General features: G+C 36.1%; 24 protein-coding genes. 17 read left to right on the forward strand and 7 right to left on the reverse strand.

All coding sequences use genetic code 11. The annotated features are described in order from the left end of the window. Positions 1-142: 142 nt before the first annotated feature. A complete protein-coding gene (gene wecB, locus F5ESL0261_RS03040) occupies positions 143-1,285 on the forward strand; it encodes a non-hydrolyzing UDP-N-acetylglucosamine 2-epimerase (protein WP_122052118.1) in 1,143 nt (380 codons plus the stop codon). Between the two features lie 51 nt (positions 1,286-1,336). On the opposite strand, the gene F5ESL0261_RS03045 is transcribed toward wecB, so the two are convergent. Both F5ESL0261_RS03045 and F5ESL0261_RS03050 read right to left on the reverse strand, forming a co-directional pair. Beyond that, on the reverse strand, positions 1,337-1,852 hold the full coding sequence (locus tag F5ESL0261_RS03045; RefSeq protein WP_122052182.1) for a GtrA family protein: 516 nt from the start codon (positions 1,850-1,852) through the stop codon (positions 1,337-1,339). A gap of 10 nt (positions 1,853-1,862) precedes the next feature. After that, positions 1,863-2,309, reverse strand: coding sequence for a flavodoxin (locus F5ESL0261_RS03050; RefSeq protein WP_122052119.1), 447 nt, complete (start codon positions 2,307-2,309; stop codon positions 1,863-1,865). Between the two features lie 136 nt (positions 2,310-2,445). On the opposite strand from F5ESL0261_RS03050, the gene map reads away from it, so the two are divergent. The 6 genes from map (at position 2,446) to F5ESL0261_RS03080 (ending at position 8,828) form a co-directional block, all read left to right on the forward strand. Further along, the gene (map, locus tag F5ESL0261_RS03055; RefSeq protein ID WP_122052120.1) at positions 2,446-3,273 is read left to right on the forward strand and encodes a type I methionyl aminopeptidase; all 828 of its coding nucleotides are present in this window, start codon (positions 2,446-2,448) and stop codon (positions 3,271-3,273) included. Positions 3,274-3,278: 5 nt separating this feature from the next. Continuing rightward, entirely contained in the window at positions 3,279-4,196 is a 918-nt protein-coding gene (locus tag F5ESL0261_RS03060; protein WP_122052121.1) for a YihY/virulence factor BrkB family protein, read from the forward strand. 65 nt (positions 4,197-4,261) lie between these two features. Continuing rightward, positions 4,262-5,149 (forward strand): UTP--glucose-1-phosphate uridylyltransferase GalU, encoded by an 888-nt coding sequence (gene galU / locus F5ESL0261_RS03065; RefSeq protein ID WP_045927754.1) that lies wholly within the window; start codon positions 4,262-4,264, stop codon positions 5,147-5,149. A 156-nt stretch (positions 5,150-5,305) separates the two neighbouring features. After that, the gene (locus F5ESL0261_RS03070; RefSeq protein ID WP_122052122.1) at positions 5,306-6,454 is read left to right on the forward strand and encodes a thiolase family protein; all 1,149 of its coding nucleotides are present in this window, start codon (positions 5,306-5,308) and stop codon (positions 6,452-6,454) included. Then, the gene (locus F5ESL0261_RS03075; protein WP_122052123.1) at positions 6,455-7,681 is read left to right on the forward strand and encodes a hydroxymethylglutaryl-CoA reductase, degradative; all 1,227 of its coding nucleotides are present in this window, start codon (positions 6,455-6,457) and stop codon (positions 7,679-7,681) included. It begins immediately after the preceding gene. Continuing rightward, positions 7,665-8,828: a hydroxymethylglutaryl-CoA synthase gene (locus F5ESL0261_RS03080; RefSeq protein ID WP_122052124.1), complete on the forward strand. Its 1,164-nt coding sequence runs from the start codon at positions 7,665-7,667 to the stop codon at positions 8,826-8,828. The genes F5ESL0261_RS03075 and F5ESL0261_RS03080 overlap by 17 nt, the downstream gene beginning before the upstream one ends. A 29-nt stretch (positions 8,829-8,857) precedes the next feature. Here F5ESL0261_RS03080 and F5ESL0261_RS03085 read toward each other — a convergent pair whose 3' ends face one another. Then, the gene (locus tag F5ESL0261_RS03085) at positions 8,858-9,142 is read right to left on the reverse strand and encodes a hypothetical protein (RefSeq protein WP_122052125.1); all 285 of its coding nucleotides are present in this window, start codon (positions 9,140-9,142) and stop codon (positions 8,858-8,860) included. A gap of 71 nt (positions 9,143-9,213) precedes the next feature. Here F5ESL0261_RS03085 and F5ESL0261_RS03090 point away from each other — a divergent pair, with 71 nt between their 5' ends. Continuing rightward, a complete protein-coding gene (locus tag F5ESL0261_RS03090) occupies positions 9,214-10,170 on the forward strand; it encodes an alpha/beta hydrolase (RefSeq protein ID WP_122052126.1) in 957 nt (318 codons plus the stop codon). Positions 10,171-10,412: 242 nt separating this feature from the next. Here the strand turns inward: F5ESL0261_RS03090 and rlmD are convergent, their stop codons facing one another. After that, a complete protein-coding gene (gene rlmD, locus F5ESL0261_RS03095; protein ID WP_045927760.1) occupies positions 10,413-11,789 on the reverse strand; it encodes a 23S rRNA (uracil(1939)-C(5))-methyltransferase RlmD in 1,377 nt (458 codons plus the stop codon). Between the two features lie 122 nt (positions 11,790-11,911). Here rlmD and recX point away from each other — a divergent pair, with 122 nt between their 5' ends. Together recX and F5ESL0261_RS03105 are read left to right on the forward strand one after the other, a co-directional pair. Further along, positions 11,912-12,727: a recombination regulator RecX gene (recX, locus tag F5ESL0261_RS03100; RefSeq protein WP_122052127.1), complete on the forward strand. Its 816-nt coding sequence runs from the start codon at positions 11,912-11,914 to the stop codon at positions 12,725-12,727. Positions 12,728-12,735: 8 nt separating this feature from the next. Then, positions 12,736-13,221: a hypothetical protein gene (locus tag F5ESL0261_RS03105; RefSeq protein ID WP_122052128.1), complete on the forward strand. Its 486-nt coding sequence runs from the start codon at positions 12,736-12,738 to the stop codon at positions 13,219-13,221. Here F5ESL0261_RS03105 and F5ESL0261_RS03110 read toward each other — a convergent pair. Further along, positions 13,218-13,679, reverse strand: coding sequence for a hypothetical protein (locus F5ESL0261_RS03110; protein ID WP_045927763.1), 462 nt, complete (start codon positions 13,677-13,679; stop codon positions 13,218-13,220). The genes F5ESL0261_RS03105 and F5ESL0261_RS03110 overlap by 4 nt on opposite strands. A gap of 99 nt (positions 13,680-13,778) precedes the next feature. Here F5ESL0261_RS03110 and F5ESL0261_RS03115 point away from each other — a divergent pair, with 99 nt between their 5' ends. Further along, complete coding sequence (locus F5ESL0261_RS03115) at positions 13,779-14,651, forward strand: hemolysin family protein (RefSeq protein ID WP_045927764.1); 873 nt, start codon at positions 13,779-13,781, stop codon at positions 14,649-14,651. After that, a complete protein-coding gene (locus tag F5ESL0261_RS03120) occupies positions 14,651-16,222 on the forward strand; it encodes a peptide chain release factor 3 (RefSeq protein ID WP_122052129.1) in 1,572 nt (523 codons plus the stop codon). Before F5ESL0261_RS03115 ends, F5ESL0261_RS03120 begins: the two co-directional genes overlap by 1 nt. Positions 16,223-16,252: 30 nt before the next feature. Here the strand turns inward: F5ESL0261_RS03120 and F5ESL0261_RS03125 are convergent, their stop codons facing one another. After that, positions 16,253-16,534 (reverse strand): DUF1827 family protein, encoded by a 282-nt coding sequence (locus F5ESL0261_RS03125; protein WP_045927766.1) that lies wholly within the window; start codon positions 16,532-16,534, stop codon positions 16,253-16,255. Positions 16,535-16,661: 127 nt separating this feature from the next. Beyond that, positions 16,662-18,857: an ATP-dependent Clp protease ATP-binding subunit gene (locus tag F5ESL0261_RS03130; RefSeq protein ID WP_122052130.1), complete on the reverse strand. Its 2,196-nt coding sequence runs from the start codon at positions 18,855-18,857 to the stop codon at positions 16,662-16,664. Between the two features lie 170 nt (positions 18,858-19,027). Between F5ESL0261_RS03130 and F5ESL0261_RS03135 the strand changes: the two genes are divergently transcribed. The 5 genes from F5ESL0261_RS03135 to F5ESL0261_RS03155 all read left to right on the forward strand — a co-directional run bounded on the left by F5ESL0261_RS03135 (position 19,028) and on the right by F5ESL0261_RS03155 (position 22,757). Then, positions 19,028-19,210, forward strand: a complete 183-nt coding sequence (locus tag F5ESL0261_RS03135) for a hypothetical protein (protein WP_046331841.1) — start codon at positions 19,028-19,030, stop codon at positions 19,208-19,210. A gap of 113 nt (positions 19,211-19,323) precedes the next feature. Next, complete coding sequence (locus tag F5ESL0261_RS03140; RefSeq protein ID WP_034977366.1) at positions 19,324-19,590, forward strand: phosphocarrier protein HPr; 267 nt, start codon at positions 19,324-19,326, stop codon at positions 19,588-19,590. Next, the gene (gene ptsP, locus F5ESL0261_RS03145) at positions 19,590-21,323 is read left to right on the forward strand and encodes a phosphoenolpyruvate--protein phosphotransferase (protein WP_122052131.1); all 1,734 of its coding nucleotides are present in this window, start codon (positions 19,590-19,592) and stop codon (positions 21,321-21,323) included. Before F5ESL0261_RS03140 ends, ptsP begins: the two co-directional genes overlap by 1 nt. A 202-nt stretch (positions 21,324-21,525) precedes the next feature. Further along, positions 21,526-21,924 carry a transcriptional regulator SpxA gene (spxA, locus tag F5ESL0261_RS03150; RefSeq protein WP_034977372.1) on the forward strand — a complete coding sequence of 133 codons (399 nt, stop codon included), beginning with the start codon at positions 21,526-21,528 and terminating at the stop codon, positions 21,922-21,924. A 107-nt stretch (positions 21,925-22,031) separates the two neighbouring features. Further along, complete coding sequence (locus F5ESL0261_RS03155; protein ID WP_109586054.1) at positions 22,032-22,757, forward strand: adaptor protein MecA; 726 nt, start codon at positions 22,032-22,034, stop codon at positions 22,755-22,757. Positions 22,758-22,777 lie beyond the last annotated feature (20 nt).

Consider the following 22,777-nt stretch of genomic DNA (forward strand, 5'->3'; position numbering starts at 1 on the left):
TATTAACAGTCCTGTAATTAGTAAGAATTTAAATCCATGATACATTTCTTCACCAACTTTTGTTATTCAATAGTTATTAAACCATAATTTACTTGTTTTTTTGCCGCTAATTTACTAATATATTAATAAAATGGAGGAAATTATGAGCAAAATTAGGGTAATGACTGTTTTTGGTACCAGGCCTGAGGCCATAAAGATGTCTCCGTTGGTACAGAGACTAAAAAAAGATGATCGATTTGAAGAAGTTACGGTGGTTACAGCACAACATCGAGAGATGCTGGATCAAGTTCTTAATATATTTAAAATCAAGCCGGAGTATGACTTTAATATTATGAAGAAAAACCAAACTTTAGAGAGCGTGACAGCCAAAGTATTAATCGACATGACAAAAGTTCTAAAAGAAGTTAAACCAGATATTGTTTTGGTTCATGGAGATACAACTACCAGCTTTGCTGCTGGTTTGGCCAGCTTTTATCTTCAATGCCCACTCGGTCACGTTGAAGCTGGCCTTAGAACCTGGAATAAGTATTCACCTTTTCCTGAAGAAATGAACAGGCAAATGACTGATGATTTAACTGATCTTTATTTTGCACCAACTGCGGTTAGCAAGCAAAACTTGATTAAAGAAAACCACAATTCTGATAATATTTTTATCACTGGTAATACAGCTATTGATGCCTTGGAAGAAACTGTTCAAAGTGATTATCACCATGAGGTTTTAGACCAGATTAAGCCTGGAAACAAGATAATTCTTGTGACCATGCACAGGAGGGAAAATCAGGGAGAACCTATGAGACGGGTTTTTAAGGTGATGAAGCAGGTCGTAGACAACCATGATGATGTTGAAATTATTTATCCTGTGCATTTATCACCAAGTGTCCAAAAAGTTGCTCACGAAGTTTTAGGCAACGATCCGCGATTTCATTTGATTGCCCCTTTAGATGTGGTTGATTTTCATAACTTAGCCAAATTAAGCTACTTCATCATGACAGATTCTGGAGGAGTTCAAGAAGAAGCTCCTGCTTTAAACAAGCCAGTCCTAGTTTTAAGAGATACCACAGAGAGGCCAGAAGGTGTTAAAGCTGGTACACTCAAATTAGTGGGAACACAAGTTGATAATGTTAGAAACGCAATGTTGGAGTTACTTGATAATAAGAAGGTATATGAACAAATGGCTAACGCCAAGAATCCTTATGGTGATGGTCATGCATCAGAACGAATAATGGATGATATTGCTTACTATTTTGCTCAAAATAAGGGTGAAAAACCAGCTGATTTTAAATGAGCTGTCTAAATTTTGTTATACAAAAAGCCAAGAAAATTTTTTTCTTGGCTTTTATTTATTACTTTTTTCTTTACGTGACTTAATTTTTTCTTTTGCTCGCGCAATCATGGTAGTTTCTTGAGCTTGAAAAACTGATCTGGTAGTGAGGTAATTAAAAATACCCACTAAAATTTGATCAACAATTTTTACTAACAGTGCATCTAAATGAAGCCAGGACAATCCGACCAACATAATTAAACTGTCCGGAATAAGACTAATAATTCTATAAGTAAAAAAGATAATCAGTTTTTGCCAAGTTGAATGTTCCTCATCAACATTATTGATAAAGACAGCCTTTTGGTTAAATACAAAGGAAGCCAAGTTAGAAACAATAAATGCAATAGTATTCGATACTAAAACAACGCTATGCCACCATTTATGTAAAACCATAAAAACTACTGTGTTAATTAGAGCCGCTATAAAGCCAAAAATCATGTAAACAAATAAATTGCGATGTCTTTTGACTACGTTTTGCGCTAAGTGGTGGATTTTAGGATCAGACATTGAGTCAAATTTTTGTGAATCCATTTTCTTTTTCTTAACCATTTAACTGATCAGCCATTTCCTTAGCTGCATTATCAATTGCATCTATATCGTTATCGTTTGGTGCATTTTCAATTGTAACTGGTTTAGTCACTTCTTTTGCTCCAACTTGCTTAAACATTTTTTCAAAATCAAAGACATTTTCACAAAAATGATCAGCATACATCATGTCACCACTGCCCATCACAGCAAAATATTTTCCAGTTAAATCCAAGTCATTTAGTTGGTCATAAAAATCTGCAATATCGTCGGTCATAGTGCCTTCGCCATAGGTATAAGTAATAAAGATGCACAAATCACTTGATAAGTAATCACTGGCGTCAGTAAATTCAGCTTCGCTCGTTTCAACGTCAAAGCCTAAATCTTGTAAATCTTCTTCCAGAATATCTGCTATATCAGCATCGTTGCCAGTCATACTTGCATAGACTATTCTAGCTTTCATTAAATTCATACCTTTCACAAAAACTAATTCATCAAAACATTATACCTAATTTTGCGTAATTAATGAAATTCTTTAGTAAACTTTTAAAAAACGCTATAATGTAGTCAAACATCAATTAATAGAGGAGAATTTAAATTTGATTACAATTAAATCCATTAGAGAATTAAAGGGTATGCAGGCTTCAGGCCGCTTATTAGCATCAATGTTTGAGGGCCTGCGAGACGTGATTAAACCTGGAATTACTACTTGGACTATTGAAGAATTTTGTCAAGATTTTGTCAAAAGTCGTGGTGGTCGATTGTCAGAGCAAGGCTTTGAGGGTTATAAATATGGGACTTGCATTTCCGTTAATGATCAGATTGCTCATGCTACGCCACGTAAAGACACAATTTTAAAGGAAGGGGATTTGGTCAAGGTTGATGTGACTTGCAATCTCAATGGCTTTGAAACAGATTCTTGTACTACTTACCCAGTAGGTGAAATTTCCCAAGCAGATCAAGATTTGATGGAAACTACCAAAAAGGCTATGTATTTGGGTATTGATCAAGCTGTTTTAGGCAATCGTATTGGGGACATCGGAGCCGCAATACAACATTTTGTAGAAGATGAACATCACTATGGTGACGTTAAAGAATTAGTCGGACACGGCATTCAACCCAGCATTCACGAGGATCCCGAAGTACCACATTGGGGTAAGGCAGGACACGGACTAAGATTGCGCGAAGGAATGACTATTACCTGTGAACCAATGGTTGAAGCGGGTGGTGACTGGCGCATTGTTGAAAAAAGCGTTGCGGATCCAAAAGATGATTGGGTCTTTTACGCTACACCGGATGGCTCAAAATCCGCACAATTTGAACATACCTTTGCAATAACTAAGGATGGTCCTAAAATTTTAACGCTACAAAAGCCATATGATGGCTACGAAAAATACTTACCACATTTTGACGAAATGGATGACTAAATTGCATGGGTAAAAAAGCTGAGGCAATCAGGAAACGCTCTTTTTTATTTTATAAAACTGTTTCCCTGAAATTTACTCAAGGTGAAGTTTTAACCAGCGCAATTGCGATTGCCTACTACGTTTTGTTTTCGATATTTCCGTTAATTATTATTATCGGAAATATTTTGCCGTTATTTAATATTAATACTGAACCGATTGCCAGTTATTTAAAATTAATTTTTCCAGATAAAATTGCTAAATTTATTATGCCGATAATTAACTCACTATTGAAAAGCAAATCAAGTGGCTATATTTCATTTGGTATCGTATTGGCATTATGGTCAGTTTCTTCGTTAGTCAATGCCATTAGAATTGGTATGAATCGCATCTATGGTGTTCGTGCTCAAGAATTAAAGCAAAAATGGCAGGTCACTGTCTGGACAAGATCTATTACGATTATGTTGACCAACCTCATGATCATAGTATTTGCTTTACTTAATTTAACTTTGATTTTTGGTCAGCAAGTACTCGAATTTCTACGCCCAATTTTCTCCTTTTCTGTCGGTGAAATTGAAAAAATTTTTAGTTATCGTTACCCAGTAATTATTATTACAATGATAGGTTCACTGTATTATGTCAATTATTTTTTACCCAACATCAGATTAAAGAAAAAAGTTATTTGGCCAGGTGTTTTTACTACATTATTCGGCTGGATTATTCTTTCCTGGCTTTTTAGTTTCTATCTGCATCATTTTCGTATTAGCTGGGAAAACTATGGCATTATCGGTACTTTTATTATTTTCATGTTGTGGTTGAATATTTCCTCAATCCTCTTTTTACTGGGGACATGTGTAAATGCTGCGATAGTGACAATGAATTATGGAGAAGTACATTATTCAGTGGGTCGCTTAGCTGAATATATCCAAAGAAAGCGCAGTCATTAAAAATTGGCGCATTCAATTTTATTTTGGTATATTAGTTTTATGATTTTAAAGAAAGCGTAAAAAATATGAAAGTAAGAAAAGCAATTATTCCTGCTGCTGGTCTTGGTACTAGGTTTATGCCGGTAACTAAAGCAATGCCCAAGGAAATGTTGCCGATTGTCGACAAACCGACTATTCAATTTATCGTTGAAGAAGCTAAAAAATCTGGTATTGAAGACATTTTGATTGTCACTGGAAAAAATAAGCGCTCGATTGAAGATCATTTTGACTCCAATCCTGAACTTGAACAAAATCTGCAGGAAAAAGGTAAGACTGGTCTACTTAAAATGTCGCAGGAAATTACCCATTTGGGAATTAATATTTATTATACTCGTCAACCCTATCCAGCAGGTTTAGGGGATGCGATTGCCCGTGGACGTAGTTTTATTGGAGATGAACCATTTGTCGTTATGCTTGGCGACGACTTGATGATGGACAAAGTACCATTAACAAAGCAATTGATTGACCGTTATAGTGAAACGAATGCTTCCACAATTGCAGTTATGCCGGTGCCACATAAAGAGGTTTATAAATATGGCATAATTGAACCGGATAGTGAAATTGCACCTGGCTTAATAAATGTTAAATCTTTTGTAGAAAAGCCAGAAGTAGACAAGGCTCCGAGTGATTATGCCATTATTGGTCGGTATCTTTTAACTCCAGAAATTTTTCCAATTTTGGCTGAACAGAAACCAGATAAAGGCGGGGAGATTCAATTAACTGATGCAATTGATACCATGAATAAAACTCAACGGGTTTTAGCGCACGTATTTAAGGGGACTCGTCATGATGTTGGGAATAAGGAAAGTTATTTGGAAACATCGATAGAATATGGCTTAAAACATCCGGAAACGAAGGATGCATTACGTAAATATATTATTGATTTAGGAAAGAAATTAGAAGAACAAAATTAACAATAACAAATAAATCAATTATGCAATTAAAGGAACCATCATTTAATGGTTTCTTTTTTTATGTAAAATTTTTCTTAATGTCTGACTAATTACTGTCCTCGAGTTGAAAATTTTTGTATCATGCAACTTGAAACTTTTCGCTAAGGGATAGGTTAAATGAAAGATATATATATTGTTGCAGCTAAAAGAACTCCTTTTGGTCGCTATCATGGGTTATGGGCTGAAAAAAATGCAATAGATTTAGGAGAGTTAGCCTTAAGAGAAACACTAAAAAGCATTGATCTGCCTGCTGAAAAACTGGACGCCTTATTTATGGGTAATGTTTTGGGTGCTGGGTTAGGACAAAATATGGCTCGGCAAATTGCTCTGAAAACGGGTATGAGTCCCAAAAGCAGCAGCGTTACAATTAATGAAGTCTGTGGTTCAAGTTTAAAAGCTCTCAGACTGGCTCAAGGACAAATGGAACTGTGTGACTTTGACTTGGTAGCTGTTGGCGGTGCTGAAAGTATGTCTAATGCTGTTTATTTAACAGAGGACAAAGAAAAACCACAGTTTCAAAGCGAAATGCTGCAGAATGGCCTCATTGATGCTTTTTCTCATGAGCATATGGGTTTAACGGCTGAAAACGTAGCAGAAAAATATGGAGTTACGCGTACAGAAATGGATCAATATAGTTTAGCTTCTCATCGCAAAGCAGTTGAAATTGTTCAGCAAAACATTTTTCAAGATGAAATAATTGGCGTAGAAGTAAACGGTAAAATGATCCAGCAGGACGAAACAATTCGAGCTGATACTAATTTAGAAGCACTAAGCAAGTTAAAACCTGTTTTTAAGAAAGATGGTTTAGTTACAGCTGGCAATTCTTCGCCCTTAAGTGATGGTGCCAGTATGATTATTTTGGCAAGCGCAGAAAAAGTAAAGGAACTCAAACTGCAACCTCTGGCGCGGTTGGGATCGTTTGCTGAATCTGGTACTGATCCGGCATACATGGGTGTAGCGCCATATTTTGCAGTAGAAAAATTATTACAAAAAACAAACAATACCATTAATGATTATGATGCAATCGAAGTTAATGAAGCTTTCGCTGCACCTAGCGTTGTCTTAGCTCGAAAACTCCGAATTCCACCCGCTAAACTAAACATTTTTGGTGGAGCCATTGCACTAGGTCATCCTCTTGCTGCTACCGGAACTCGTTTAGTAGGAACAGCTGTCAATATTATGAACCATATCAATGGTCACAAGGCTTTGGTAACTCTTTGTATTGGTGGCGGACAAGCAATTGCATATGAAATAGAGAAATTTTAAATGAAGTTTTATAAGTTAGCACCAGAAAAAAGACGAGAAATGCTGCAAAAACAAGGAATTAAACTGGATCAAGTTGATTCTCAGGTTTTGCATGACTTGGATTTATTAAGTGAAAATGTAATTGGTCAATTACGTTTACCTGTTGGTTTAGCACAAAACCTATTGGTTAATGGTCAAAATTACCAAGTGCCAATGGTGACCGAAGAGGCCTCGGTAGTTGCAGCGGCTAATAATGGCGCTGGTATTGTTGCAAAAGCTGGAGGCTTTACCGCAAGTAGTCAACGAGACGGTATTTGGGGTCAAATTGTAATGCAAGTGGCTGAAAATTTTGAAGTCTCCAACTTGCAAGAAGTATTGCCAACTCTTATTAAAAAGACAAATACTGATTTTGCCAGTCTTATAAGTCATGGCGGTGGAGTCCGTAAAATAGAACTTAAGCAAATAAATGATTTGCTTTATATAAAAGTATTAGTTGATCCTGCAGAGGCTATGGGTGCAAATAAAGTAAATTCAATTTTAGAATTTATGGCAGATGAGTTAGAGAATTTTGCTGGCATTAAACAAAAATTATTTGCCATTTTGTCAAATTATCCTAGCCAAATCACAACGGTCAAGGCTGCAATTCCTGTTGATTTAATAGGTGGAACAGAAATTGGCAGAAAAATTGCTTTATTGAGTCAAATTGGTCAGGACGACCCAATGAGAGCTGTTACCAATAACAAAGGAATCATGAACGGAGTTGATTCTGTCTTACTGGCAACTGGAAACGATACTCGCGCAGTAGAGGCAGCTTGTGGTGTTTTTGCAAGTAAAAAGGATACCTACACTAGTCTCAGCAAATGGCAGCTTGAAAATGAAAATCTTGTCGGAAAGCTTAGCATTCCCTTACCAATTGGAACTGTTGGCGGCTCAATTAATACCAGAAAAGATGTTAAGCAAAACTATCGTATTTTAGGGGAGAAAATTACTGCAGAACAATTGGCTAATATTATTGCTGCCATTGGTTTAGCTAATAATTTAGCAGCATTACTGGCAATTTCTACCAAGGGAATACAGGCAGGACACATGAAACTACAGGCCAGAAATATTGTGACAAGTTTAGATGCTACTGCTGCCGAGAAAAAAGTAGTATTCCAAAAAATCATAAATAGCAAAAAATACAGTCAATCTGCAGCTAAGGAATTTTTAAAAGAAATCAGAGAGGAAAATAATGCAAGTCGGAATTGATCAAATTGGTTTTTATACACCAAACAAATACGTTGATATGGTGGATTTGGCAAAAGCTCGAAATGAAGATCCTAATAAATTTTTGATTGGTATTGGTCAAAATAGAATGAGTGTTGCTGATCAGACTCAAGATGCAGTATCAATGGGAATTAATGCAACGCTTAGATATTTAGATCAAATTGAACTTAAAAAAGTCGGTTTATTAATCGTTGGAACAGAAAGCAGTGTTGACCAGTCTAAATCAGCTTCGCTTTTCATCAAATCGGCTTTGGAATTACCGGCAAATGTTAGAACTTTTGAAGTAAAAGAAGCTTGCTTTGGCATGACTGCAGGCATCATGATTGCTCGGGATTACGTCCTCCTCCATCCGCACCATAGTGCAATTGTAATTGGCTCTGATATTGCTCGTTATGGAGTTAACACGGGGGGTGAGGTGACACAAGGAGCTGGCAGCATTAGCATGTTGATAAAGGCTGATCCCCAAATTTTGGCTATCAATAAGGAACACAGTTCATACAGCGAGGATATTAATGACTTCTGGCGCCCTAATGATTCAGCAGTTGCCGTAGTTGATGGTAAATATTCTAAAAATGTATATTTAGATTTTTTTAAACACACATTCAAGGATTATCTTAGACAAACTGGAATAAAAACTAGTGATTTCACAGCATTACTTTATCATTTGCCTTTTGTAAAAATGGGCTTTAAAGCAAATGAATGGGCAATTACTGATCTGGATGAAAAGGCAAAGAAACGACTGACAGAGAATTTTACTGCTGCTGCTCGTTATGGCAAGGAAGTCGGTAATATTTACACTGCTTCTTTATATTTAAGCCTTTTGAGTTTGCTGGAAAATGCTAAATTGCCAGCAAATGCAAAAATCGGTTTATTTTCTTATGGTTCGGGGGCAATGGGTGAGTTTTATTCAGGACAAATTGTTGAGGGCTATGAAAAGAATCTACATGCAAATGCAGATCAGAAAATGATTAATCGCCGTCAAAAATTAACGATTCCTGAATACGAAAAAATTTTTAATCAAGCTTTAGAATCTCCACAAGATGATATGGAGCTTCAAAGTGACGAACAAACCGGCAACTGGTATTTTGCTGGAACCAAAAACCGCATTCGGCAATATTTGCAAAAATAGTTAGAAAAAGCTGCCCAACGACAGCTTTTTTAGGTTAGCCTAACTCCATTTTGATCAGGCAAAATTTGAATACCATAAACAGCAATTTTCTTTTTTGGGTTATATATAAATATTGGAATACTGCGACCGTGGATATTTTTAACCAAATTAACCAGTTTGCCTTTTGTTAGTGGCTTTTTTCCGGGAAAAAGGAGGCATTCACTGCTTGAAATTTTTACTTTTGCCAAAGGAATAGTTTTTTGGCCGATGGTTAAATACAAGTTAGTTTGGTTGCTTAGATCATTGGTTAATTGTAATAAATCTGTTAATCTCATTTTTAATATTCCTATACAAATTTAAAATGTTATACTATAAGATATTATTTTAGTGAGGGTGGCTGAACTAATTGAAAAAATTAAAACATAAAAAGCTATGGCTTTCATCAATTATTATTATCTTACTAGTATGTGTATTATTTACAGGAGCAGGTTACTATTTCTTTAAAGTGGCATGTGTACCAGGTAAAAAAAGTTTTTTAAGTTCTTCCAGTGATGTGATCAAGAAATCAGATCCTCTTTACCGTGAAAAAATTTGGTTTAAAAAAACTGCTAAACAAAAGTGGTATATTGAATCAGCTGATGAAAAATTCAAATTAGACGCAAATTTTATTCCTTACAAAACTTCCAACAAGACAGCTATTGTTTTACCTGGATATATGGACACGAAAGAAGATATGGGAGAATATGATGCCTTGTTTCATCAATTAGGCTATAATACTTTAACTCCAGATCCGAGAGCTCAGGGAAAGAGCGAAGGAAAATACATTGGGTATGGTTGGCCGGAAAAAGAAGACGTAAAAAAATGGGTCTCGTATTTATTGCAAAAATATGGTCAGAACCAACAGGTAGTAATTTATGGCTTAAGTATGGGTGCGGCAACTGCTATGATGACAAGTGGGCTTAAACTTCCTCATCAAGTTAAAGCGTTTGTAGAAGATTGTGGCTATACCAGCGTCAAGGATGAAATTGAGCATGAAGCAGGAGTCTTGTACAATATGCCTGCTTTTCCTCGTTTTCCACTAGTTGAAATTCTAAGTGGCATTAATAAGATAAAAGTTGGCTATTTCATGGGTAATGCCTCTAGTGTTAAACAGTTACATAAAAATCATAGACCAATGCTGTTTATTCATGGCAGCCGTGATACTTTTGTACCAACTAAAATGGTCTATCCTAATTATAATGCTACCAGAGGACCAAAGGAAATATGGGTAGCTCCCGGAGCTAAACATGCCAAGTCATTTTCAAAGCATCCAAAGGAATATAAAAGACGTGTTGCGACATTTTTAGCTAAATATGTGAAGTAAACTATGCATTTTATTTGCTAGCGCTTACATTTATCTGCTATTATTAAAGTGTGGTTAAGGTTACAAGATTTCTATCTCCATAATATGTTTGTTATCTAATTTTAAAATGACAAGTTTATCGCGAAAATTTGTAAAGTTTTATATATTTGTATATGAGGATTTTATCTCAAGAAATATTCTCAATTGACACCCGATCCACAAAAATAGTTGTCGCTGATTGCGACAACTATTTTACTTTTTATTTATCTTAAAGTAAGTTTAACGACACATTCACATCTAGGTGTTTGGGGTAGCATGTCGACATTTTCAATCAATCTGACATTGTATGCCTCACTTAAAAGAACTAAATCTTGAGCGAGAGTAGATGGGTTACAGGAAATGTAAACAAACGTTTTGGGTTTTACTCTCAACAGGGTTTTGATCAAACTTTTCGCTAAACCAGTTCGGGGCGGATCGACAATCAGCGCATCAATTGGAACGCCATTTTTTACTAGTTCAGGTAAAATCTTTTCCACACTTCCCTGGATATAATTAGCATTTTTGATATGATTTAATTCCACGTTATGATTAGCGTCAGCAATTGCTTCAGGAATAGTTTCAATGCCAATAACCTGCTTGACTTGATCTGATGCCAAAATTCCCAGCGTTCCCACACCACTGTATGCATCAATCAGCGTTTCATCTGGACTCAAATCTAAAAATTTAAGTGCGCGTGAATACAAAGTACTAGTTTGTACCGGGTTTAACTGAAAAAATGCTCGCGGTGACAAGGCAAACTTTTTGCCTAAAATTTCATCAGTGATTTGATTTTTACCTGCTACTTTAGTGGTTTTGTTGCCCCAGACTTGTGGGTTGCGCCAATCAGTTTCATTTTGAAAAACACTGACTACATCAGGAAGCCTCATAATTTCTTTTGCAAGTTGATTAATATTTTTAAGACTGTGGCCCACTGTAATTAAAGTTACTTGAATTTCGTGAGTGGCATAAGCTTGTCGTACTACAATGGTCTTAAGACCATCAAAGTGCCGCAAAGGATCTGCAATTCTAATGTGCAATTTTTCCACTAAACTTTTAATTTTACGTTCGGTGTCTTGGGTTGCCTTACTTTGAGTTGGCATTTCAGGCAAATCAAATAGTTCGTGTGAGTTAGGGGCAAAAAGTCCCAAACTGATCTGACCATGAGATTGTTCAATTTGATATTGGGCTTTATTGCGATAATGCCATTCTTCTGGAGCCGGAATTGTTTTTTTAACTTTATACTTGCTGTAACCACGGGGATGAAATTTCTTGAGGGCTTCAAGAACATTGTCGCGTTTAAATTCAAGCTGTTTAGGATAATCTAAATGAGCAAGTTCGAGTCCACCAATTTCTGGATTAACATTAGTGGGGAAAGGTACTCTATCAGGACTTTTTTCCTTAATGCGGACAAGCTCAGCTTCAATATAGCGCGGGTATTCTGTAATAATTTTGGCAACAACTACTTCATTAGGCAGGGCACCGGGAATAAAAATTATTTTTTTACGGTAATAGCCAATGCCTTCACCATTAATACCCAGTCTTTTAATTGTAATAATAATATCTTTTTCTTTTGGCTGATTTTGATTAAATTTCTTGTACATAATTTTCTTTCTACAATAAAATAGTAAATGTTAATAATTAATTGTACTCCCAGTAAAAAGGATTTAGCAAGAATGAGCAAAATTTGCTAGCATGGATTTAGGGAGTGGAAAGGTGAGTCACTATGCCAATAATTACTAAAGTCAGCAGCCAAAAAAGACCTGGTCGTTTTAATATCTTTTTAGACGGAAAATATTCTTTTTCGGCTGCTGAACAAACTGTGGCTGAGTTTATGCTCTTAAAAGGGCAGGAGCTTTCTGAAGAACAAATTGTGGAAATTAAACAATTTGATACAGATGCTAAGGCAACTAATATTGCAACTAAATTTTTAAGTTATGAACCCAGAACAGTTTTTGAAGTTTTACAATACCTCAATAAACATGACATTGACAATGAACCTGCACAAGCAGCAGTTAGTCAGCTGACAGAAATGGGTTTTTTAGATGATGCCAAGTACGCTCAATTGATGATTAGACAAGATTTACGTATAGGTACTGATGGACCACTTAGTTTAAGCAATAAGCTTAGACAAAAAGGAATTGATCCTGAAATAATTGACAATGCTTTAGCTGAAGTAGATGACGATAAGTGGCTGGATGCAGGCAAAAGAGTGCTCAAATCAATGAGAAGCAAAGTAGGCAAATTAGCAAAACGTGAGCTGGAACGAAAAATGACGGTGAAATTATTAAGTCATGGCTTCTCCAGTTCTCTGGCCAGCACAATAATTGCTCAAATTGATTTACCACAAAATGATGAAGACCAAACAGAAGCCTTAAAAAAGCAGGGCATAAAAGCATATAAGCGTTTTCGGCGTTTACCAGAAAGCGAAAGGCAAATTAAAATACGTAATTATCTCTTCACACATGGATTTGCCAGTAACGAAATTGATGCCTTTCTGGCCGGTGAAATTATTCCTTTAGATGAACTAGCTGAATATTAGGAGAATTTATGAAAAAACTGCAAAAAAAAGTAACATTTGTTGGTCGTCCTTTTCCAGATCAGGTAATGGATGAACAAAAAACTTTTAATCAGGCAAACATGGAAATGGAACAAAATCAAGATTTCCAAGATTTTATTAGCAAAAACAATTTGAAAAATACTAGGAGCAGTATGGTGGTTTTTGGTCCTGAAAATTTTATGTACTGGTACGGGGTAATTGCGCCAAACGAGATTGAGGTTCCTAAAGGACTGATGAAATTTGTTTTGCCTGAAACTCAAGTAGCTGTTGAAGAAAAAGACAAGCAAAATATTTCCTTTTTTAGTCAACCTTTAAATATGGTAATTTCACAGTTTTTAGCTGCTGTTGCAGATGAAGGCATTAAAATTTACCAAAATCCGGGAGATAGTTTGACTCCCTATATTTTGCAAAACTTGAATTTAGACACAAAAAAACTGACCCAAGAATTATATCTTGAAGACAGTCTTAAAAATTAGTGTTGTTTGGGATCAATTGACAGGTTATCATACTCCACATATGCACCAAGACAAGTTGACAAAAGCATGATCAGCATCACGATACCAACTGATTTGCCCACAATCTGATCTAGTGTTAAAAATTCTCTGACTACAAAAGTGGCAGCAAAGCAGAGAATGAAATCTAAAATTACATTAGCAATTTGCAAAAGGTAGCGTCTTCTGATACTGAAAAAACGTAGCAATTGCTTTAGAAAGCCATCGTTTATCTCAACGGCTAGCAAATCGACTGGTCTCTGAATTGTTGCCTTAATGGCAAACATAATTAAAGCACCAACTGTTGCACCAATAGTAGTGCGAAAAAGATCAGCTGAATGCAAAACCAGAGCATCATAGCCAATACCAATAATGGTAAGACTGCATAGATAGGGAATTAACAGTAAGAATGTGAAAACAAGTATGACATGACTTTTTTTCATAGTTTGACCTCATTTCTTACGTGCTATTCTAACATATTGTTTGCGTACATGATATAATGTTGGTATTTAATACGTTATTTTAAGAAAGAGAGCAATAAAATGGCTAGCGACCCCGACAAGGGGAATTTATTTGAGCGTTTCAAAAATAAATTTTCCCCTACAAATGATGAAGAAACAAGAGAGCACTTAATTACAGAAATTGAAGATTTACATAAAAATAAGAAAATTAGTGACAATGAATTTTCAATGTTAAATGCAGTTTTGGATTTTCAGGGACGAATGGTACGTGAAGTGATGGTACCCAGAATTGATGCTTTCATGGTTGATTGCCAGGAAAGTTTGCAGGATCATCTCAAAGAAATACTGCGTGAACCATATTCCAGAATACCGGTTTATCAACATGATAAGGACAAAATAGTTGGTATTATTCATATTCGCACCGTTTTGCGTAAAGCTTGGGAGAAGGGTTTTGATAAAATTACCTACGATGATGTCATGAATCCGCCACTTTTTGCACCAGAAACAACCGAACTTAGAGAGTTACTCGTTGAGATGCAGCAGACACAGCAGCAATTAGCTATTTTAACCGATGAATATGGTGGGGTGGTCGGAATTGCAACCATTGAGGATATTATTGAGGAGATAGTTGGTAATATTGATGATGAAGTAGATCAAACTGAGGTTTTAGTGCATCAGATTGCACCGAACAAGTTTGTCATTTATGGTAAAATGCCTCTTGATGATTTTAATGAACAATTTGGCACGGATCTTGAAATGGAAGATGTGGATACCATTGCCGGCTATATGATTACCAAATTAGGCATAATTCCTGCAAAAGGCGAAAAACTCTCAGTCAAATTAGACAATGGCATGGTTTTAACTACCAGAAGAATGATGCGTTCAAGACTAATGACAGTTTTATTAACTATACCTGAAGCAAAACCTAAAAAGAAAGAAGAACAAAATACTTAATGAGTAACGAACTGTTAGACAAAGTAAAAAGAAGAAGAACATTTGCTATCATATCGCACCCAGATGCAGGGAAAACTACGATCACGGAGCAAATGCTTCTTTTTGGTGGCGTGATTCGCAGTGCTGGAACGGTTAAAGCACGTAAAAGCGGTCATTATGCTACAAGTGACTGGATGGAAATTGAAAAGCAACGTGGCATTTCAGTTACCAGCTCCGTCATGCAATTTGAATATCAGGGAAAGAGAATTAATATTCTTGATACTCCTGGGCATGAAGATTTCTCTGAAGATACTTATCGTACTTTAATGGCAGTTGACTCAGCAGTCATGGTGATTGATTCTGCTAAAGGTATCGAACCTCAAACTAAAAAATTATTTAAGGTCGTAAAACAAAGGGGAATTCCAATTTTTACCTTCATGAACAAGTTGGATCGTGACGGCAGACCTCCGCTAGATCTGATTGCTGAACTTGAAGATCTGCTGGGCATTGAAGGCGTAGCTATGAATTGGCCAATTGGTTCAGGCCAAACCTTGCAAGGACTGTATGATATCGCTAATAACAAAATTGAAATGTATCATAAAGATGGCCCTGACCGCTTTTTACCATTAGATAAAAATGGTAAATTGCCAGACAGTGAACCCTTTAGTCAGAATCCGCAGTTTCAAGATACCTTAGGAGAAATTGAATTAATTAAAGAAGCCGGCAATCAATTTGATTTGCAAAAGATTGCTAAAGGAGATCAGACTCCAGTATTCTTTGGTTCTGCCTTGACAAATTTTGGTGTTGAAACTTTTCTGCAAAGCTTTGTCAAACTGGCTCCTGCGCCTGCAAGTCATATAGTTAATGAAACTGAAGAACTGGCTCCTGATGATTCAGAATTTACTGGCTTTGTATTTAAAATTCAGGCTAATATGAATCCTCATCACCGCGATCGCATTGCTTTTGTCCGTATTGGCAGTGGCGAGTTTAAAAAGGGATTGGATGTAACTTTAGCTCGTACAGGTAAACCAATAAGGTTAAATAATGCGACAGAGTTTATGTCCAGTGAAAGGATGCAAGTTTCGGATGCTGTAGCAGGAGATATTGTTGGACTTTATGATACTGGTAATTTTCAGATAGGTGACAGTATCTATGCCGGCAAAGACAAAGTGGTTTATCCACCACTACCAGAATTCACACCGGAATTATTCGTAAGGGTCACTGCTAAAAACGTGATGAAACAGAAATCATTTCATAAAGGAATGGTCCAACTGGTTCAAGAAGGTGCGATTCAGTTATACCAAAATTATCAAACTGATGAGTATATTTTAGGTGCAGTCGGTCAATTGCAATTTGAAGTCTTTAAGTTCAGAATGAAAAATGAGTATAATTCAGACGTTGAAATGACTAATATTGGTCATAGAGTAGCCCGTTGGATTGACCCTGAACAACTGGATCCTGCCATGGCTAATAGTCGAAACCTACTGGTTAAAGATCGCTATGGTCAACCACTATTTTTGTTCGAAAATCAATTTGCTGAACGATTTTTCAAAGATAAATATCCTGATGTGAAATTAACCGAAAAATTATAACAAAAAAGCTGGTTTTTAAACCAGCTTTTTTTATTTATCGATATGGATTTCAATTACATGTTGGCTTTCATCAATTGTCAACTTGTATATAGGATCTTTTTCCTGAATAAGTCTTTTAATGACAAAATCTGTCTCGTCCTTGCGTACACGGCGATTGTGGTTTTCCAAGATAATTCCGATCGCTTTATCACTTTCGGTGTAGATAACGGAAGTATTGCCTAGAGAGTAAACTTTGACGTAATTTACGTTAGTCGTATTTAGTTGACTATGAACTAGGTCCTTATAACTATTGGTTACATCTATTAAATGCATGGATTTCACCCGTTTCTTCTAGTAGCTCTTTTTTATTTTAGTATACAACTAATCTAAACTTTTTTCTTTAGTAAAAAGCATGATTATCATAATTTACAATAATCATGCTTAATAGGAATTGACTTAGTTAGTAATTATCACTGCTGTTTGCTGAGTCGACAACATTTTCACTTTCGCTTATGACAATTTTGTTGTCAGAAACATTTGCTAGTAAGTTCTTTGCTGCAGGGTGGTCAAGCTTATAGTCAGCAACTTTATCTTCAATTTCTTCCTGAATAGTTCTGCGCAAAGGTCTTGCTCCCATAGCGGGATTATAGCCTTCTTCAACAAGTTTTTTCTTGGCATCGTCGCTAACAGTAATCTGTAAGCCCTGATTTTTAACCATATTGTTTACTTCGTCAAGCATCAAATTAACAATCTTAATCAGATCATCTTTAGTTAATTCATTGAATTCAATTACATCATCTAAACGGTTTAAAAATTCTGGTTTGAAGAATTGACTCATTGAACTTCTGGCAGAGTCCGGCTTATCCTTAGAATTTTCAGCTGCGAAACCAACACTGGTATTTTTAATGCCCTGACCAGCATTAGAGGTCATGATAATAATTGTGTCTTTGAATGATACAGTTCTACCTTGAGAATCGGTCAAACGACCATCATCAAGGATTTGTAAAAATAGATTCATAACAGCTGGGTCAGCCTTTTCAATCTCATCAAGCAATATCAAACTGTATGGGTGTCTTCTAACTCGTTCAGTCAATTGACCAGCTTCTTCATAACCTACATAACCAGGTGCAGACCCAATAAGTTTAGACACTGAATATGATTCCATATATTCTGACATATCAAAACGAATCAAAGCATTCTCTGAACCAAACATTTGTCTTGCTAACTGTTTAGCTAGTTCAGTTTTACCGACTCCAGTTGGTCCAACAAATAGGAAGGAGCCTATCGGACGACCAGATTTGTTAAAGCCAATTCTGTTACGCCTGATTGCCCGAGCCAGTTTATCAACAGCCTTGTCTTGACCAATGACGTGAGCTTTCAGATTTGGTGCCAGATTTTGCAGCTGGTTTTCTTCCTGCTTTTGCAAATCGCCAACAGGAATGCCAGTTTTTTCTTCAACAATCTTATTCATAATCTTGCTGGTAATAATAGGAGATTTATCTGGATCTACTTTTTGATCCTTCATCTTATTATATTTTTCAATTTGATCGCGGTAGTATGCTGCTTTTTCATAGTCTTCGTTCTTTAAAGATTCTTGTTTTAATTTTTGTGCTGCATCAATCCGTTCCTTCATTTTATCTTTATCAACGTAAGGAATTGTCAGATTCATGCGTGAACCTGCTTCATCAAGCAAATCGATAGCTTTATCAGGTAAAAATCTGTCCTGGATATAACGCTCGGATAATTCAGCAGCAGCTTTTATGGCATCATCAGTATAATGTACATGATGATAGTCTTCATAACGCTTTTGAATACCCTTTAAGATCTGGATAGTTTCTTTAACCGAAGGCTCTTTAACGTCAACGGGTTGGAAACGTCTTGCTAAAGCAGAATCTTTTTCAATTTCACGATATTCCTTTAAAGTTGTCGCACCAACTAATTGCAAATCACCACGGGCAAGAGCAGGTTTAATAATATTGCCTGCATCCATTCCGCCCTCAGCATTGCCTGCGCCGACTATTTCGTGAATCTCATCAATAAAGAGAATAATATCATCGTGATTTTCCACTTCTTTAAGAAGTTGCTGCATACGTTGCTCAAATTGGCCACGAATACCTGTACCTTGCACTAAAGAAACTACGTTTAATGATATTATTCTTTTATCTTGTAATTTGGCAGGAACCGAGCCATCAACAATTTGCTGAGCTAAGCCTTCAACCACAGCAGTTTTACCCACTCCGGCTTCACCAATTAAAACTGGGTTATTTTTTGTTCTGCGATTTAAAATCTCAATGACGCGGGCAATTTCTTTGTCACGCCCAATGACTGGGTCAATCTTGCCCTTTCTTGCTAATGCAGTTAGATCTGTACCATATTGATCTAAAAGTGAACGACTACCTCCGGCACCATTATTACCATTGCCAGGTCCACCATTATTCATTCTCGGATCTCCCGGATTTCCAGCATTGCCATTATAGTTAAACAGGTCGCTGAAATCACCAAAGAAGCCATTATTGTCATTATTCATATTAATATTTCCTTGTTGTTTAAGTTGTTGATAACATTGTCCGCATAAATTAATTTCGCGACTTTGTCCATTAACTTTTGCAAATAAGTGAATGGAAGCTGGTCGTTTTTGACAGTTTTGACAAAGCATTGTATTACCGCCTTTCATATCAGTTTACTAAATTATATAATTAGCACTCGGAATAATCAAGTGCTAAAACTTGGATCTTATTATTTGTAAGTACGTTAAATATGCTAAAATACATGTAGGCAAAATCAAAAATGTTGCTGAATTAATATAGGATAAAAGCGGTGGTAAATTTGGATTATCAAAAAATTCTTGAGCAGTTGGCAGATGGTGAACTAGATCATTATGAAGTTGACCCTAAAGATGCTTTTGAATTTCAATCTGCATTAAGGTCTTTTGGTAAGAGGCAAAACATAACGGGAAAGGCCTTGCGGGGTGGTAAAATAATTTATTCGCAGTCTAAGACTGGAGTTTAGTGATGTAAACTGTTACATTTATGTTGTCTAATTCACAAAAAAATGATAGTCTAAGTAAGCGAATAGGTATTTATTACCGTTTTGATTTTTTGAATTAAAAGGAGATATATATAATGGAAAAACGCGATTTTCATGTTGTTGCAGAAACAGGTATTCATGCTCGTCCAGCTACATTGCTAGTACAAGCTGCTTCTAAGTTTGGTTCAGATATCAACTTGGAATACAACGGTAAATCAGTTAACTTGAAATCAATCATGGGTGTTATGTCACTCGGAGTTGGTAAAAATGCTGATGTTACGATCAGTGCTGATGGTGATGATGAAAAAGACGCAATTAACGCTATTTCTGAAACAATGAAAAAAGAGGGTTTAGCTGAATAATGACCAAGACATTAAAAGGAATTGCTGCAAGTGATGGTATTGCTGTAGCACCAGCCTATCTCTTGGTTGAACCTGATCTTTCATTTTCAAAAACTACAGTTAGCGATGTTGAAAGTGAATTAGCACGGTATAAGAAGGCAATTTCAGTATCAACTGCTGAAGTTGAAAAAATCCGTGATAGCGCAAAGAAGAGTTTAGGTGAAGATGAAGCTCAAGTCTTTGAAGCTCATCTGATGATTTTAAACGATCCTGAATTTACTGGTGCCATCGAAAATGAAATCAAAGAGCAAAAAATTAACAGTGAAGCTGCACTTGATGAAACTGCTCAAAAGTTCATTACAATTTTTGAAGGCATGACTGATAACGAATACATGCAGCAACGTGCAGCTGATGTACGAGACGTTTCTAAGAGAATTATGGCTCATTTACTGGGTAAAGAGTTGCCTAATCCTGCATCAATTGATCACGAGGTAATTGTGGTAGCTCATGACTTAACTCCAAGTGACACTGCTCAATTAAACAAGAAGTTTGTTAAGGGCTTTGTAACTGACATTGGTGGTAGGACTGCTCACTCTGCTATTATGGCTCGTTCTCTTGAATTACCAGCTGTTGTTGGTACTGACTCAATCACAAAAGACGTTCAAAATGGTGATACTCTTGCTGTTGATGGTCTTAGCGGTGATGTTGTCGTTAAGCCGACGGACAGCGAAATTGCAGACTATAAGCAAAAGAGTGCTGATTTCTTGAAGCAAAAAGCTGAATGGGAAAAGTTAAAGGATGAACCTTCAGTAACTGCGGATGGTAAAAAATTCACAATTGCAGCAAATATTGGTACTCCAAATGATATGCCAGGTGTGAATGACAATGGTGCTGAGGCTGTAGGCCTTTATAGAACTGAATTCTTGTACATGGACTCAAAAGACTTTCCAACAGAGGATGAACAGTTTGAAGCCTATAAAGAAGTCATTGAAGACATGCATGGCAAGCAGGTTATTATTAGAACCATGGATATTGGTGGTGACAAGCACCTTGACTACTGGGACTTGCCAGAAGAAATGAACCCGTTTTTGGGAGTGCGTGCAATTAGGCTATCACTGCAAAATGAAGAAATTTTCCGTACTCAGCTTCGTGCTTTGTTACGTGCATCTGCTTACGGTAAGTTGGGCATCATGTTCCCAATGATTGGTACCATAAATGAATTACGCAAAGCTAAAGCGATTTTAAGTGAAGAAAAAGACAAGTTAGTTGAAAAGGGAGTTAAGATCGGTTCTGATTTGGAAGTCGGAATGATGATTGAGGTTCCAGCTGCTGCCGTTTTAGCCGACCAACTTGCAAAAGAAGTTGATTTCTTCTCAATTGGTACTAATGATTTGATCCAATATACAATGGCTGCTGATCGTGGTAATGATAACGTTTCTTACCTGTATCAACCAGCGAATCCATCAGTTTTACGCTTAATAAAGCATACAATTGATGCAGCTCATGAAAATGGTATTTGGTGTGGCATGTGTGGTGAAGCTGCTGGAGACAGTACCATGTTCCCAATTCTGTTGTCAATGGGCTTAGACGAGTATTCAATGAGTGCTACCTCAATTTTACGAATCAGAAGTTTGATGAAAAAGCTTGACACTAATGACATCAAGGAATTAGCTAATAAAGCTTGTTATGTTTCAGAAACAGCTGAAGAAAACGAAAAATTAGTTAGCGATTTAATGAAAAAAGTAAACAAGTAAATATTAATATTCAAAAAGGGTACATTCTTTAAGTTCTTGTATCCTTTTTTAATTTCTTTAATCTTTCTTGGCAAAAAGTTCACAGAATATTCATGTTTTTAACTTAACATAAGAATGTAATTAGTCATCAAAAACACTACTTACAAAAAAGAAGTAGTATGTTATAATAATTTAGAAAACAATTAAAAGGAGCGTGAAATATATGGTCAACTTATATATATCTCCGAGCTGTACATCATGTCGCAAAGCAAAGGCTTGGTTAAAGAAACACGACATTCCGTTTAAGGAAAGGAATATTTTTTCTGAGCCACTAACAAAAGACGAACTTATGCAAATTTTGCGAATGACTGAAAACGGTACGGAAGAAATTATTTCTACGCGTTCAAGAGCCTTTCAACAACTTAAAGTTAATCTTGATGATCTATCAATAGACCAACTGCTTGACTTAGTGGAAAAAAATCCTAGTTTATTGAGACGTCCAATTATTATGGATGATAGGCGTTTGCAAGTTGGGTATAATGAAGACGAAATTCGTCGCTTTTTACCAAGAAAAGTACGTCGTCTTGAACTTGAAGAAATGCAAAAGATAGCTGATTTATAAAATTCAGGTAAGTTTAAAATAAAAGCGTTAGTTTTTAAACTAACGCTTTTATTTTATTAGCAAAGTACGCTACAATAGAACAAAGAATCTGATGGAGGTGAGAACTCATGCAAGTAGATCATATAAACAATAATACGATTCGCGTGAGAATAGGTAAACAAGAGTTAGCTAATCGTGGTCTCAAAGTTTTGGATTTACTAGGTGATAAAAATAAAATCCAGCATTTCTTTTACTCAATTTTGGATGAAATTGATACTGACCACTCTTTTAGCCAGGATGCACCTGTAACTTTTCAAGTGATGCCTAATAACGGTGGACTTGATTTACTAATCACTAAAGTAACAGAAAAAGATCGTAATAATCTTGCTCAATTATTTGATAATGATTTTGCTGATAACGGCAATAAAAAGAATAATGATGCTCGCAAGTCTTTTCTCGACCTTGAACCTGAAAATGAGGAAGAAGATAAAGAAGATTCAAGTGACCCAGCAGATTCTTCTCAACCTAAGGTTAAGAAACAGTTTTGGAAATTGCAGAAAAAACAGGCATACTGCTTTAATGATCTTGATCAGGTAACTGAATTAGCAGACAGTCTTGAAGCAAGTGATTTATCCTCCAGCCTATACTTCGAACGAGGTAAATTTTATTTGGAGCTGATTTTTACTGATCAAGAATATTCAGAAATAAAGCCAGCAGATGCTTGGGCAATTGCAAACGAATATGGTATAAAAGTAAAGACTAGTGAAATGGCTCGCGTGCGGACAAATGGTAAATGTTTGTTATCTCATGATGCTTTAGACCGATTGCGCCAATATTTTAGTGATATTAAATAAAATAGCAAAATAGCTGAATA

This window comes from Lactobacillus sp. ESL0261 (genome assembly GCF_003693025.1).
Taxonomy (GTDB): domain Bacteria; phylum Bacillota; class Bacilli; order Lactobacillales; family Lactobacillaceae; genus Lactobacillus; species Lactobacillus kullabergensis.

Bases quoted from the DNA above. Each gene is read 5' to 3' on its own strand.
- F5ESL0261_RS03080 (WP_122052124.1), top strand. From the start codon at position 7,665: ATGCAAGTCGGAATTGATCAAATTGGTTTTTATACACCAAACAAATAC.
- F5ESL0261_RS03130 (WP_122052130.1), bottom strand. From the start codon at position 18,857: ATGCTTTGTCAAAACTGTCAAAAACGACCAGCTTCCATTCACTTATTT.
- F5ESL0261_RS03140 (WP_034977366.1), top strand. From the start codon at position 19,324: ATGGAAAAACGCGATTTTCATGTTGTTGCAGAAACAGGTATTCATGCT.
- rlmD (WP_045927760.1), bottom strand. From the start codon at position 11,789: ATGTACAAGAAATTTAATCAAAATCAGCCAAAAGAAAAAGATATTATT.
- F5ESL0261_RS03115 (WP_045927764.1), top strand. From the start codon at position 13,779: ATGGCTAGCGACCCCGACAAGGGGAATTTATTTGAGCGTTTCAAAAAT.
- spxA (WP_034977372.1), top strand. From the start codon at position 21,526: ATGGTCAACTTATATATATCTCCGAGCTGTACATCATGTCGCAAAGCA.
- F5ESL0261_RS03120 (WP_122052129.1), top strand. From the start codon at position 14,651: ATGAGTAACGAACTGTTAGACAAAGTAAAAAGAAGAAGAACATTTGCT.
- F5ESL0261_RS03125 (WP_045927766.1), bottom strand. From the start codon at position 16,534: ATGCATTTAATAGATGTAACCAATAGTTATAAGGACCTAGTTCATAGT.
- F5ESL0261_RS03105 (WP_122052128.1), top strand. From the start codon at position 12,736: ATGAAAAAACTGCAAAAAAAAGTAACATTTGTTGGTCGTCCTTTTCCA.
- F5ESL0261_RS03085 (WP_122052125.1), bottom strand. From the start codon at position 9,142: ATGAGATTAACAGATTTATTACAATTAACCAATGATCTAAGCAACCAA.
- F5ESL0261_RS03075 (WP_122052123.1), top strand. From the start codon at position 6,455: ATGAAGTTTTATAAGTTAGCACCAGAAAAAAGACGAGAAATGCTGCAA.
- F5ESL0261_RS03155 (WP_109586054.1), top strand. From the start codon at position 22,032: ATGCAAGTAGATCATATAAACAATAATACGATTCGCGTGAGAATAGGT.
- F5ESL0261_RS03110 (WP_045927763.1), bottom strand. From the start codon at position 13,679: ATGAAAAAAAGTCATGTCATACTTGTTTTCACATTCTTACTGTTAATT.
- F5ESL0261_RS03060 (WP_122052121.1), top strand. From the start codon at position 3,279: ATGGGTAAAAAAGCTGAGGCAATCAGGAAACGCTCTTTTTTATTTTAT.
- recX (WP_122052127.1), top strand. From the start codon at position 11,912: ATGCCAATAATTACTAAAGTCAGCAGCCAAAAAAGACCTGGTCGTTTT.
- wecB (WP_122052118.1), top strand. From the start codon at position 143: ATGAGCAAAATTAGGGTAATGACTGTTTTTGGTACCAGGCCTGAGGCC.
- F5ESL0261_RS03050 (WP_122052119.1), bottom strand. From the start codon at position 2,309: ATGAAAGCTAGAATAGTCTATGCAAGTATGACTGGCAACGATGCTGAT.
- galU (WP_045927754.1), top strand. From the start codon at position 4,262: ATGAAAGTAAGAAAAGCAATTATTCCTGCTGCTGGTCTTGGTACTAGG.
- F5ESL0261_RS03070 (WP_122052122.1), top strand. From the start codon at position 5,306: ATGAAAGATATATATATTGTTGCAGCTAAAAGAACTCCTTTTGGTCGC.
- ptsP (WP_122052131.1), top strand. From the start codon at position 19,590: ATGACCAAGACATTAAAAGGAATTGCTGCAAGTGATGGTATTGCTGTA.
- F5ESL0261_RS03045 (WP_122052182.1), bottom strand. From the start codon at position 1,852: ATGGATTCACAAAAATTTGACTCAATGTCTGATCCTAAAATCCACCAC.